This is a genomic window from Vibrio breoganii, assembly GCF_001677275.1.
Classification (GTDB): domain Bacteria; phylum Pseudomonadota; class Gammaproteobacteria; order Enterobacterales; family Vibrionaceae; genus Vibrio; species Vibrio breoganii.
This window is the reverse complement of sequence record NZ_CP016179.1, coordinates 297,950-311,918: the sequence shown is the minus strand read 5'-3', so window position 1 is coordinate 311,918 and position 13,969 is coordinate 297,950. Positions and strand designations below refer to the sequence as shown.

Genomic DNA, 13,969 nt, shown 5'->3' with positions numbered 1-13,969 from the left:
ATTCAGCAGTAAAACGTCACGTTACTTTTCACTCCCAACACCTTAATTGCGACCAGTGTAAGGCCCCAAACGATACTTTCTCATTATCTCATCATAGACCTGCTCTGAATCGGCAACCTCAAAACCCTTACTGTCATCCAACAGAGGAAAACGAAGCTTTACTAGGCGCGCGCCATTGAGGAAAGCGAACGCCTGACCCTTAGGCAGACTCATAATCATTGATGGAGTAATCAATGGCTCTCTACCCTCCTTAACAACCCCCGCAGAAAATGACGTTTTGAAGAGCTCATGATCATTATCACCTGCCCCATCATCCTTAAGTACCTTACCTGTATCAGACACCGAACCTTTTACCTGCAACGCATAAACATCAACTTCAGCTACTTTGTTTGTTAGGTATTTAGCAGATTCTTCAGTAGAAGTACGCAGCATGATGATCGAGTTAAAGTTAGAAAGGACAACCTGTGCCTTAGCCTTATCACCCATTGCCTCCTCAACGTCCGTTGTGGACTGCATGTAAGCTGTAACTCGCCCACCCGAACCCGCAGATCGGTTTAAAATGCTGAGTATGGAATCTCCACCACGTATAAGAGACTGAAATTCGTCCATATGAATCCACAATGGAATCACCTCATTGTTACGCGCATCAGGTAAACCTTTGTTCACACCGTGTTTATATACTTCACCGGAAACACTACTTACAAAATCACTGAAGAACTGCGAGCCCACAGAATCTGCCACAACAGCGTCGGTCATGGCGTCAAAACCAGCGTAAAGAACTGCTTTACGCTGAATCAACTTACTCCAAGTGATCATAGGTCTATTATCTTTTACGTCCCCGTAATCTGGGCTGATAATACTAGCGACATTACCACTAGTTAGCTTCTGTAAAAGGGGCAATAAGCTGGCCGTAATTTTGCCATAATAGCCCTGATCTGTCTTCATCGAGACCCTTAGAGACTCTAGGATTGCATTAATTTTATGTGGGTTTCGCTCATAGAAATCCGTCAGTATTTTATCCAGGATAATTGTCTCATGGCCACGCCCAGATAATGAACCCGCCTTGAGCTTAACTTCCACCAGCTCACCCTTCGCGTTCTTCTTCATTTTAGGCTTCGACAGATCTCTAAACTCATCTCGCCACTGCGGATATTCTCTGTCCAGCTCAAACTTCGCTAAGCGCAAGAATAATGGCTCTAAGTCCTCTATATACTTCTTAATAGAAGTAAATGTTGGCTTCTCACCCATCTGAATTAATGCGTTTGTGGTTAAGAGCAAAAATCTCCAAGCAAAATCCTTAAAGGCTGATGAATTACCACCGCCCGGCAACTCATCGGAAATTCGACCGGCGATTGAGGCTATACGGCTAAAGTTTGCAACTGCATTATATTTGCAGGAAATCTTGGTAGCACCGAGCGAGAAGATATAGAACTCATCATCTCGACCACATCGTTTAGCTTCAGCCCACATACGAGCAAGTAATTCCTGATCACCTTTGGGGTCGAATACAGCAACAATGCCATCATTGCGCTCCAGGTCTTGCGTAACGAGAATCTCAAGTAGACGGCTCTTACCAACCCTGGTAGTTCCGATCACCGCCATATGGCCGTTGCGCTCGTCTAATCCCATATGCTGATCTGTTTCATCTTCCATGCCTACGGCATGAAATACTGACATACCACCAACAGGAGGCAGCGGGCTCCACGGGTTCGCGAACGGGCCCCATTTATAGCGAGAAGTGATATTGGCAACTTTTGCGCGAAGCCAGTTACTTGACTCCCCGACCTCAATCTTCAACTCATTATTTCGGATCCATGTAAATAACGCGGTCGGCGCATAGTGCTTTTTAATGTTCTCTTTCTTGCTGTCATACACGCGCTGCGTATGTTTACCCGTCCATTCAAAACCTCGACCAATCCAGGTGCGCTTTGACGAGTGAGGCAGTCGATCTGTTGACAGTTTGAAAGGCTCAATTTTTGTGAGGCCTTGCTGATATGCGCGAATAGCTAGCGCCTGCCTTAACCGCCTGATTGCGTAGGCGACAAAGAAGAACACACACAGGTATGCCCAGAATGCGGGAACGTTCAAATATTCGTGAAAACTCAACAAAATGAGAGAGAGAAGAAGGTTACAAACCACCACGTACTTCTCATAGATTGGCCGCAGGTAGCCATCGAGTTCAAATTCAGTAGACATAGCAAAGGGTTATCCAAATAGGTTTCTATCTGGATACCTATGAAATGGACACCTTGTTGATCGCCCTGCTATGTGTTTTTTCTGCACTGACACTCAAGCAATGGAGAACACTAGACAACCGGATGTTACTGCTGGCCAGAACGACAAATGCCCCCAATCGGAAATTGAGGGCACTTCTTGTCTTGCGCAGTGAATTTTTAAGCGACCAAAACCTGCAGCGCCGTGGCACTGATATAGAAAATAGCGCCTAACGAAATATAAGGCCCAAATGGATAAGCCGTCGAGCGAGCGTATTTACAACAAGTCGCAACTGCTAGAAATACAACGGACGGTAGAACCACGCAGTAAATGAGAGCAACATTCAAACCAAAGATACCGGCGAGCACCGTGGTTAGAACAACGTCGCCATATCCCATTGCCGTTTTCTTTAGCACTTTCGATACAAGCACCCCTAGGAACGTATAGATGACATATATGACTAACGCACTATAGACGGCGTAATGAGCATCCCCCATAAAAGGAGCACCCCCTTCGCCTGTAAACGGGTTATTGACGAATGACAACTCACTCACACCCAACAATAAAGCCACCGCTAGCAATATCTTTGTTAGTTGCTCTGGGATTACCAAATGGTCAAAATCAATGTATGCAATGCATATCAACGTCATTGTAATGACATACCAGAAGAAGGCCTCAGCGGTCAGCCCATACGCCGCATACAAAAATCCAGCAAACACACCACTCATGCACTCCACTAACAGATACCTAAAGCGATAGGACTCACCGCATTTAGCGCAGCGACCACGTAAAGCTAGGTAGCTTATTACTGGAATATTGTGATACCAACGAATTGGCGTACCACAACTGGTACAGGCGGAAGAAGGAGAGCAAAGAGAAGTTAATGGCGTTTTCACCACACTCGCATCACCAGTGTATTCAGCAATACCAAGTTCATAATCTCTCATTTCCATCAATGGTAGTCGGTAAACAACAACATTAAGAAAACTTCCTACCAACAAACCAAAAACGATGACATTAAATAATTCCACAAGCTTTCCTCTAGTTGTATTTCTTGTAGGTAGAAACGACGTTCCGAACAAACACGGCCATTAAGCACGAGAATGGGATCATAAAGAGATACGCGGTAAAACTGCTTGGGATTGCAATATAGAAGAAAAGGACGATATAGCATGAAGCTTTGGTCGCATAGACCCACTTTTCGAACTTATCGATAGAGTCCCTACGGCCCCTATATGTATCAATCTTTCGCTGAGCCAAGCCATCCACCACACCGGCAAACAGGAACATCAAGCCAGGAATAATCATTGATACAACAGTGAGCATTTTTGCCAACCAAGACAAAGTCACCAATAGCCAGATATAAACCAGATTTGGCGCGTATTCATACGCCCCAATAAAGATGTCACTAAAAATCTCTTGCCATGGGAAATAGACTGGATTGTAGTATTCACTGTCCTTTATTTCGCTCGCGCTGGTACTCGCCGAACTCGCCTTAACACTATTTTTAAGGTCACTAATATTCGCAGTAACGTAGGTAACGGAGTCGTTCGCCGAGCGAAGCCACTTATCCTCTGCAAGAAACTGACTACTATTCGCTAGCACCTGCTCACTCAACTGAGAGTACCGACCTAGTGCCGGCTCAAAGCCCTTCTCTTGATTGAAAAAGAACAATGACCATTCCATGAGCAGCAGACAGAAACCAGCAAGCGCTGAGACTTTGAAAGCACGAAAGAGCACGCGTAATGCGTACCCTACAATCGGTATTGTCAGCTTAAAACCCGAACCTGAGCTCTTAGACTTGTCGCCGTCTGCCATAACCGACCTCTACACTAAAGCGCGCTAATAATAGTGCTAGATGGTAAGTACCCATCTATCTTCACACCATTAAGAAAAGATGCAGGCGTTCCAGTAACACCCAAAATACTGGCCATATTCTGATTCATCACCAACTCAGCGGGTACATCATGAGACTGTGGAACCTGCGCGCCTGCAAATGCCTGCGCCATTGCGCCTTTTGGATCGATAGCATTTAAGATAGTTGCAGTCTGTTTTGCTACCACATGATCTGCACCCATACGTGAGAACGGGATAACGACTACAGTCACGCCTGCCTCGTTCAAACGAGGGATCTCAGAGTGCGCCTTTGCACACCAAGAGCACGTGATATCAGAAAACTGATACATCACCGCCCTTTCATTATCTGCTTTGTATTCAATGGTTGCTGTCAGTGAGGAAAGCAAACCTGTCGTTAATTCTTTATCCAACGCCTCAAATTGACCGTCCTTCACTTCCATTGGGGTACTATGGAACAAGACATTAGCTTTAGCGTCGTAATACACAATTCCCGCAGACGTGATATGAGTCGTCAGAGAGACATTCTGAAAACGCGCCTCCTCCATCTCCTTAATGACCTTCACACTGTTCTTATCCAGAACGCTTTCAAGAGTTCCCGCAAGCGCACCAGGAGCGATAGCTAGACTTACAAGTAGAGTTAGAGCGTATTTCATAGAAGTTACCTTTTTACTGATTAAACTGGATCACACCAAGTTGAGTACATTACTACAGCGTCATTGGTGTACTCTCGTGACGTACTTCCTGACTGCTGAACATTAGTTTGGGATTGAATAGTCCAATAAAGGTGATTATTGGTCGTATTGTTCGGGCTATTACCTGAGAACGCCCAAACTTGAACATTTGTAGGGTCAATTAAATCTTGCTCAAAGCCAGTACCAACCGTCCACACCGCGATTTTCGCCTCAAAATCTGCACTCTGACAGTCATGTTTATTAACAGTCACCCCTGCGCTATTTCTAATAAATACCTGCCCAAAGCGAGCAAGACCGGTCAATAGAGTTCTATCGTTCACACCCTCAAGAGTCACATCTTCAACACCTAGAATGTATTTAGGGTCGCGAATAATACCCGTCCCCTGCATGTCGATTTCAGAGCCAATACTTAAGGTGTGAGGGCCGAACTCCCAATCAGAAGTCATAGGTGTAGAACCGTCTGTTGAAACCTTACCTTGCAAGAACGGCATACTGCCCGGACGATGCTGATCAACAGTGACCACTCCTAAAGGGTCAATCTGCACAAAGCCCGGTAGCATTAACGCCATTTGGTGGTACTTCTCTCTTTTACGACTAGCACCTAAGAGCTCAAATTGAATCTCTGCGACAGGAGAGCCCAAAATGTCTTTTGGCGTGATCTGCAGACCTGGCATACTGCCTATTAAATCAATACATAATCCCGCGTCGAAATCCGCAAGCGGACAATCAATAATGTAACCATCATCAACCAAATCTTGAACATCAGAAGGAAACGCAGCTAGACTCATTGGGTCCTCACCTGCGATCACCTTATCAACGTAGTAGCGATCTACTGATTCCCGAACCATCTCCAATCTAGCTCTAAATCCTGCTACTTCCGCTTCCTCGGAAAACTCAATGATTAAGCGCTGCACACCAACCATAATCATGGCCATGAAGGATGCGACGATGAGCATTTCAATCAAGGTAAAACCGGAGCGCAGCGTTTTATTTGGACTTCTCATTACGAATCCCTACTGGCATAAATCACTGCCCGTTGCGAAGAACGAGCGAGTATCTTGTAATCGTGGGTACACTTTCTTAAAGGTGTACATATTTGTCATATCATCAGTACCGGCAAAATAAGCCGCTCCACGAAACACACTGTCGTGAGCCTCAAATTGGTGTGGTATCTGAATCTGATAGGTATCAATGCGGCCATGAGGACCAGACGAACTGTAATCAAAAGTGGTTGATAGAGCATCGAACCACATCACTTCACCATCTTCGAGATGGTAATCCTGCATCAAACCATAGGACAGCAGAGTCGCGTAGTTTGGCGTTGGCGTGTGGGTTAAGCAATTCGCCCCCACATCTCTCATTTCAACCCAATAATGTCTTTCCATTGACGAAAAAACCGCACTAACGAACTCGTTAAGTTCGGTGCGCTTAAGGTGATCTTGAAACATCGTGATCATGGGCTTTGCCGTCATCAAAAACAGAGTGATGCCTAACGACACCACTACTGATAACTCGAGCAAAGTGAAACCACTTTGACGCTTTCTCATAAGTTAGAAAGTAACTGTGATCTGAGAACCAGAAATGTCCAGCGAGCTACAAGAATCTGAGCTTGAACAACGGTCAGCAGAAATTGGAGCCAATGCATCACCGATCTCATAAATACGCTCTGTCGGCAGGTTAGTGATCGTCACATCAAACTGACTTACGTTTGTACTTACCGCCACAGTGTAGTTACCACCCCAAGGGTTAGCAGCTGTACCTAGACCATCAGTACCACAAATTGACTCAGTCAACAGCTGACGGCCAGATGAACACAATGCAGCCATACCTACACCAGTAAAGTTTGGACGGCTTGATTTCCATGAGATAGATGCAGTACGAACGTCTGCAACTTCTGCGCTCAGTGAGGACGTATCCATTGAGAACATAACGTTAGGAATGATCTTCATACTACCTAGCATGACGATACCCACTAACACCATTACCACACTAAGCTCAATCAGGTTGAAACCACCCTGACGACGCTTTGAACCGAATTTTTTCATTAAATGTTTTCTCCAACTTGGAATGTATAAATTCCAACGGAGTAAGGCATGAAACGTAGACCCGTCAGTGTGTTGCGTTTTTTTTCTGGCCTCAAGAAAAAAGCCCTCAGATAAAATCTAAGGGCTTTTAAAGTTAAAACTCAACTAGCTAAGTGAACGGAATCTTCTAAACAACAGCAATCCAAACAAACCAAATAGGCCGAATGAAACGCTACCACCAGACGATGAACCCGCTTGTGCATCGCTTGAACCACCACCAGAACCGTTGCCACCCTCTGGTGATTGTGAATCACCTCCAGTGCAATCAGTGTGCTCCGGCATGGTTTCACAGATACACTCTGGAGCCCATGGATCGTACTCACACAAGTCCATACATTCAGGTTGCCACGGATTCCAATCACAGGTATCCATACAATCCTGATCCCATGGATTCAAGTCACAAAAGTCCATACAGCTAGGGTCATAAGGATTTTGCTCGCAGAACGTTGGTAATATACGGACAGTTAATGGTTGCACATCCACACCATCAATCCCCAAGTTAATCTGAGCATCCACTTGCTCTTCAAACTCAAAGTATTGATTGCGATTCAATAGCAACTTAACCATACAACCTTGATGAGGCTCTAGCAGACCGGCGCAATCTTTAGTGACAACCAAGAAGTCATCGTAGATCACATCGCCATCCACATCAGGCTTAAAACCACCCGAAACCACAACAGGATCTAACACCATAATCGTATCAGTGAAGTTCTGAATCGGTATGTTGATTTCGCGCACCTCATTGCTTCCAGGCTCAAGGCTCACGCCCAAATCAGACGGGTAAACCACACTATCAATAGCTCTCACAATCGATGGCATCATCCAACCTATAGAGTTGAAATGAGCAATCCAAGCACCATCTGTCGGTTCATTGTCCGAACCGAACAAACTGCCGAAGTAGTAATCACCCGCAATTAACGGTGAACCACTATCACCCGACCCAGTACCAGGAATACCCAAACCAGTATCAATACCAATGACATCATATTTTGCCGAAGGCTTAAATCGACACCCATCAGACTCCGCCGAACACAAAGGCCCTCGCAGATTCCCGTAATCACTATCACGAGCTTGAGTTAAGGGATATTCACGGTACAGCTGAAATTCAGCCTGCATTAACGTTGTAGCGCTTGGACCTGATACCCCGCCATACGAGGTACCTCCCCAACCATAAAAGGTAAAAGACTCACCCGGGTTAAGAAAGCGCTCACCCGTATCAAGGTTGACCAAAGGCTTAACAATTACACCACTGTGATGAGGAATTGGCTCATCAAGCACCATCATCGCAAAATCACTACCACTATGGCCATTGTGCATAGGGTTGTCTTTTTGGTCGTCAGGCCTTGAATCTAAATACCTGCGACTACCTTCAAGACTCTCCAGCCAATACTCACCACTGCCATAGTCCCCTACATCACCTGCAAACGACGACAGGTAACGCGGCCATATTTCGTTGACAAACGTCTTCTCAACATAGTTAAACCACTCAAAACCGGCTTCATGTGTCCTTGCATGAACTAAAGTAGCTGTGCGCTCATACTGTGCATCTGGCGAGTAACGATCAATACCTTGATAGACAATTAGATCTGGAACAGAGTAACCATCTACACAGTGCTTAGCCGTCAGAAGGTATTTACCCCCAACGAGCATACCACCACAGTTTTTGTACTGAACGCCATTGTCACCTTTTGCCATGAAGCGAACTATGTGATTTTCATAGTCACCCTTTGGCGTTTCTGAGCCATTAAATACAGCCAATGCCGGTGCAGATAAAGCACTTAGCGCAAGAACCCCTGCCAACTGAGCTTTTAGTCTCATAATCTGTTTATCCCTAAATAACGTAAGTAAATATCCCCTTAACGGAGGAGCCATGTTGCGCCACTGACGCAAACTCTTACTAACAGACTACCGCTAAGTTACTTTCGCTAAAGCGGGGTCGTTTGCTGTATGCCAAACACCTAAACAACCGGATACCAAGTACCAACAAAAACGAAATCAAACAAAAAGGCCCCCACTTATTAAAGTAGGGGCCTTGAAAACGATAAAGCTATGTTAATTGACCAGACGGAATCTTCTAAACAGTAGCAATCCAAACAAACCAATTAGGCCGAATGAAACACTACCTCCAGAGGAAGAACCACCTTGCGATCCACCAGCACCACTGTCACCATTGTCGTCGTTATCACCATTGTCGCCATCACCTGGCACTTGCGGTTTATCACCAGTGCAATCAGGATGAGACGGCAGGGTTTCACACAAACACTCTGGCGACCAAGGATCAAGAATACATTGATCGATACAGTCGTCATGCCAAGGGTTCAAATCACAAAAGTCCATACAACTTGGGTCTTGAGGGTTAGCTTCACAGAATGAAAGCAAAACACGAACCGTAAACGGCAATGCCTCTACACCATCTATACCCAAGTCAATTTGAGCTTCTATAGTTTGATTGAACTCAACAAACTGGTTGCGATTGAGTAGCAACTTCACCATACAACCCTGATTAGGCTCTAACAAACCCGCACAGTCCTGGTCGACAAAAACAAAGTCTTCATAGGTGATTTCAATACCTTCGCCACCATCTTCTGGCTCAAAATACTCTGGCTCAAAACCACCAGTAACCTCAACAGGATCCAACACCATTACCGTATCAGTGAAGTTCTGAATAGGAATACTGACCTCATGCGTTTCATCATTGCCACGCTCAAGAGCGATACCCATATCAGACGGATAAATTACGTCATCAATTGCTCTCGCAATTGTTGGCATCATCCATCCTATAGAGCTCACCGATGCTATCCACGCATCACCCGTAGGATCATTATCAGCGCCAAATAAACTACCGTAGTAGTAGTCTCCAGCGATGACTGGTGAACCACTATCACCAGACCCCACACCAGGCACACCTAAACCAGTGTCAATACCAATGAAGTCAACTTTCGCTGCTGCACTAAATCGACACCCATCAGATTCAGCTGAACAAAGCGGGCCACGAAGACCCCCGTAGTTCCCATCGCGCGCTTGCGTCAATGGATATTCACGGTAGAGTTCAAACTCTGCCTGCATTAGCGTTGCAGCAGCAGGACCCGAAGCACCCCCATAAGCTGTAGTTCCCCAACCATAAAAAGTGAAGGGTTCTCCAGGGTTCAAAAAGCGCTCGCCCGTATCAAGGTCAACCAGTGGACTCAATATCGCCCCACCATGATGAGGAATCGGCTCGTTTAACACCAACATCGCAAAGTCACTGTCATTGTGCCTATTAAATGCAGGGCTATTTTTTTCGCTATCGGGCCTAGATTCTAGATACACTGGCATTCTTTCGAATATATCTAGCCAGTACGCAGCACTATTGTAATCGCCCACACTACCTTCAAAAGATGATTCATAGCGAGGCCATATTTCATTATTGAAGAGCTTTGAGCTGTAGTTATTCCACTCAAAACCCGCTTCATGCGTTCTTGAATGCACAACCTCCGCTTCACGGACATAGGTTTCATCAGGATTGTTACGGTTAATACCTTGGTAAATCACAAGATCAGGTATATAAGAACCATCAGCACAGTGATGCGCCGTCAGAAGATATTTTCCTCCAACCAACACACCGCCGCAGTTTTTGTGCTGAACGCCTTCATTACCTTTCGCAACAAAACGGACAAAGTGATTCTGATAGTCCTCCTTCACCGTTTCCGAACCATTAAACACAGCCAGAGCTGGGAACGAGGTAAAGGCCAACACGAGCGAACTCGCTAACATAGTTTTACTATTCATATTTTAATCCCTAAACAACATAAGTAAGCATCCTCCAACTACCGGAGGGTGAATGTTGCGTCGCTGACGCAAACTCTTACCTTCAGACTACCGCAGACTTCAATTCGCTAAAGCGGCGTCTCTCTGTATGCCAAGCACGCGAAAACCCACACATTAAGTGCGGTCAAAAATAAATTTCCAGACGGCTTATTCACCTAGATTGCGGACACGCTTCGCCACTGGATGACTTGCACCCAGAGATATAGCCATCGCTTCTGCGGTTCTATCTATTGCGGCGTTACATACAAACGGGTACTTGTAGTAAAAAGTGCAATAGCAAAACGACCCCAATGGGTCACGCTTAACCATGACATGTCGATTGCCGAAGCAATCACTCTCAATCCAGATTTTCACTTGTGAATCCATACAGAATTCATCGCCCCACCTCTCGGCGGGGCCGTTCTCTTAGAACTTGTAACTCATACCTACAACAGCACCAGATACAGTTGTGTCTACGTCATGGATATCCATACGCATTACACGATAGCCAGCACTAAGACCGATGCTTTCGGTTACTTGGTAACCCGCTTCAAAGCCTAACTGCCAACCAGTAGTCGTCGTTTTAAAGCCAACACCATCTACAGAAGCATCACGATTAACGCGATAGCGACCTAGACCTAATGTTGCCCCTAAGTACAACGGAGACGCACCAACGTAGTATTTCGGTGCCAAATTAAGAGCTACACCATTAGCATCGAAGTGGCTCACTTCAGAACCACCAACATTCATTGATGCCTCTGCAATGTTGCGATATTCAACTTCGTAACCCAACGTCCAGTGATCAGTTAGGCTTTGCTGATAGCCTGCGATCAAACCAAACCCAAGATCGTTATCGTAAGTTGCTGCTGAACCCATCAATTCATGACGCGTTTCTTGGCCAAAATCTAAATCTGCCTTGATATAAGCAGTTTCGTTTGCCGCATAAACATTTACTGGCTCTGCTGCTGACACAGAACCTACGCTACCAGCGACACAAAGTGCCAACGCTACTAATTTTTTCATTCTTTACTCATCCCAAAAATTGAACATTCTCTCTGCAACTGACGCGTGCAAAGCGAGCAAACTCTATCTAAGGGACTTAATTTTCAGTGTTATTCCTTTCATTTCTGGAAGCCATTTCAACTTTGAGTGTTTTCTGGCAAGTCTTTGAGCTCAACCACATCATAGGCAAGCTCGGCGCCACAACCTTCAATAATCTCTATCATATCCAGTAACATTTGCTGCTTTATCGATTGAAAATGCACCCAATCAACACTACGAGAATACAGATTCACCCACAGATCCATACTGGATGCCGCCACCTTATTGAGATAGACAAAGTTGCTGTGTCTTTGGTCTAGCAAAATAGAGTCATTGATATAGTTCTGCAGTTTCTCAGTGATCACAGGAATTAACTTTACGTCCATAACTCGAACGCCGAGGTGTTCGTTAATTCGCCTATTGCTCATCTTCGAATGATTACTAATACTCATCGAAACAATCTTCGATGTTGGAACGAACATCGGATATTTATCGAATCGCTCAATCTCAACCGTACGCATATTGATTGCTCGCACAATCCCTTCAATATCCTCATCAGGACTTGATATCCACTGCCCTAGCTTTATCTGGTTTTCCCAGTGTATGACGAGTGATGACATAAAGTTGGCTACAATATCCTTAGCCGCAAAGCCAAGAGCTAGACCACTCATGCCTGAGAACGTCATAATCGCCGATAGGTTCACGCCCAATTGAGATAGAAACACCATCCCTGAAACTGAATACAAAACTATCTTTGCTACTTTAGCGACGGCAGAAGCTGTTGTTTGATCGCGATCTGGCTTACGAAGGAAATATCCCTCAAATGCCGCAATGACATTATGAAGCCACCAGGTCAGGACCGAGAGGTGGAAAACAACCATTAGAGTTTTAAGGGAGCGACCCTCAAACCCTACTAACTCTTGCAGGTAAAGAATTGCCGGACACAACGGCACCACAACGGCAAGCACTACAAGCGGGTACTTTGTAGCTCTACAAACCAATTGTGTTTTGAAGTGTTCCCGAGACTCTTTCGCTAAAAAGACATTCATTTTGTGGAACAGCAGGTAGAACAACCCAAAGTAGGCTACGAGTAAGCTACTGTAGATGAATAAAGTAAATTCATTGTTCATAAAGGATGCCCTGATTGCATGTTCAACACTTACGTTTAACGTCAATCAGAGCAGAAAAATACTGTGTTACGTTTCATTTTCGGCTTCTAAAGCATGCCGAGGATAGGACCCACAGAAAGGAAGGGAGATAAGGTAATAACTAGACGAGCTTTTCCAGAGAAAGTCGTACGTACAGCCTTCAAAGCATCACGAACCATCATAAAAGATAGGCAAAACAGTATAAAATTGAACTCGTTTGAAAACACCTGGCTAGCCGCACTAGTGTTGACCGCCCATCCAACCATACACAGCACTAAGACAAACCAATACACTGAGACACGAAACTGATTATTCACGTTAACATATCCTCAACCTGCCAGTAGAATTCACACGTATTCACTTTTGCTTTTTTTATTACAGCGTCAGCTTTTAACGGTTCGTCCGCCACCAAACGATTCCATTTTCTTTTCAATTCAGCATGGCGCTTCGCAAGCTTGTAACCATAGAAGGGAATTACCTCTTGCAGTTCACACCTAAACCCTTGCAGCTGAGTCCACTGACTCAGAGAATACACTGCCCGAGTCTTGATTGATTTACGAACCTGTCGCCATAACTCCGCACGTGTCGGCGCTATCGTAACCTCTCCATCAAGAACAATCATATAACCTTCAGGGCCGCTCTCGCGTCTACTGGACAACGCAATTAGACCCGTCTCAGCATCTACGGACTCATAAAACAACCCCTCATCGTTTTGATGTGAAAGGGTATGCTCCAACTCAAACAGACGATGCGTGTCAAAATCTCTGAAGAAAGCGACGCGCTCCTCGAGATCACCTGAATTTGAGTTCACGTATGTAGCAAATAGCACGAGATCTTGCGAGCCATCCCGACTGTAATCCAACGTAATGGTCTCATGCGCTATAACCGAGTGCCGCTCATTAAGCACATCCAGATAATGGGATACACCCGCCATCGTCTCCGCACTAGCAGTAGCACATAATAGCCAACCGGCGACCCCTAACATCACCTTGCCTAGACCGTTCATAACACTATTAACTTTTCACCATTACTAAAATACGTGGTGAGTTTACAGAAATGGTGACCCAACCAAATCGTTGTACATCATTTTGTGTAGCATCCCGCAAAACAAAGAACAGCAAGTACATTAATTAATCATGCACCTGCT

General features: G+C 45.2%; 13 protein-coding genes. All 13 read right to left on the bottom strand.

The genetic code is table 11. From position 1 onward, the window contains the following. Positions 1-42: 42 nt before the first annotated feature. Complete coding sequence (gene traD / locus A6E01_RS20700; protein WP_065211392.1) at positions 43-2,196, bottom strand: conjugative transfer system coupling protein TraD; 2,154 nt, start codon at positions 2,194-2,196, stop codon at positions 43-45. Positions 2,197-2,393: 197 nt separating this feature from the next. Beyond that, positions 2,394-3,245 carry a prepilin peptidase gene (locus A6E01_RS20695; RefSeq protein ID WP_065211391.1) on the bottom strand — a complete coding sequence of 284 codons (852 nt, stop codon included), beginning with the start codon at positions 3,243-3,245 and terminating at the stop codon, positions 2,394-2,396. 10 nt (positions 3,246-3,255) lie between these two features. After that, on the bottom strand, positions 3,256-4,032 hold the full coding sequence (locus tag A6E01_RS20690; protein ID WP_065211390.1) for an IncC plasmid conjugative DNA transfer DtrJ family protein: 777 nt from the start codon (positions 4,030-4,032) through the stop codon (positions 3,256-3,258). Positions 4,033-4,046: 14 nt separating this feature from the next. Continuing rightward, positions 4,047-4,724, bottom strand: a complete 678-nt coding sequence (locus A6E01_RS20685) for a thioredoxin fold domain-containing protein (RefSeq protein WP_065211389.1) — start codon at positions 4,722-4,724, stop codon at positions 4,047-4,049. Between the two features lie 20 nt (positions 4,725-4,744). Beyond that, positions 4,745-5,767, bottom strand: coding sequence for a hypothetical protein (locus A6E01_RS20680; protein WP_065211388.1), 1,023 nt, complete (start codon positions 5,765-5,767; stop codon positions 4,745-4,747). Positions 5,768-5,776: 9 nt separating this feature from the next. Continuing rightward, positions 5,777-6,310 carry a type II secretion system protein gene (locus A6E01_RS20675; protein ID WP_065211387.1) on the bottom strand — a complete coding sequence of 178 codons (534 nt, stop codon included), beginning with the start codon at positions 6,308-6,310 and terminating at the stop codon, positions 5,777-5,779. A gap of 3 nt (positions 6,311-6,313) precedes the next feature. Further along, on the bottom strand, positions 6,314-6,808 hold the full coding sequence (locus A6E01_RS20670) for a type II secretion system protein (protein ID WP_065211386.1): 495 nt from the start codon (positions 6,806-6,808) through the stop codon (positions 6,314-6,316). Positions 6,809-6,952: 144 nt separating this feature from the next. Further along, entirely contained in the window at positions 6,953-8,665 is a 1,713-nt protein-coding gene (locus A6E01_RS20665; RefSeq protein ID WP_065211385.1) for a trypsin-like serine protease, read from the bottom strand. A 234-nt stretch (positions 8,666-8,899) separates the two neighbouring features. Continuing rightward, positions 8,900-10,615, bottom strand: a complete 1,716-nt coding sequence (locus tag A6E01_RS20660) for a trypsin-like serine protease (RefSeq protein WP_065211384.1) — start codon at positions 10,613-10,615, stop codon at positions 8,900-8,902. 186 nt (positions 10,616-10,801) lie between these two features. After that, entirely contained in the window at positions 10,802-11,008 is a 207-nt protein-coding gene (locus A6E01_RS20655; RefSeq protein WP_156744670.1) for a hypothetical protein, read from the bottom strand. 51 nt (positions 11,009-11,059) lie between these two features. Continuing rightward, positions 11,060-11,656, bottom strand: a complete 597-nt coding sequence (locus A6E01_RS20650; protein WP_065211382.1) for an outer membrane beta-barrel protein — start codon at positions 11,654-11,656, stop codon at positions 11,060-11,062. Positions 11,657-11,772: 116 nt separating this feature from the next. Then, complete coding sequence (locus A6E01_RS20645) at positions 11,773-12,804, bottom strand: mechanosensitive ion channel family protein (RefSeq protein ID WP_065211381.1); 1,032 nt, start codon at positions 12,802-12,804, stop codon at positions 11,773-11,775. Positions 12,805-13,135: 331 nt separating this feature from the next. Beyond that, positions 13,136-13,828, bottom strand: coding sequence for a hypothetical protein (locus A6E01_RS20635; protein WP_065211379.1), 693 nt, complete (start codon positions 13,826-13,828; stop codon positions 13,136-13,138). Between the last annotated feature and the right edge of the window lie 141 nt (positions 13,829-13,969).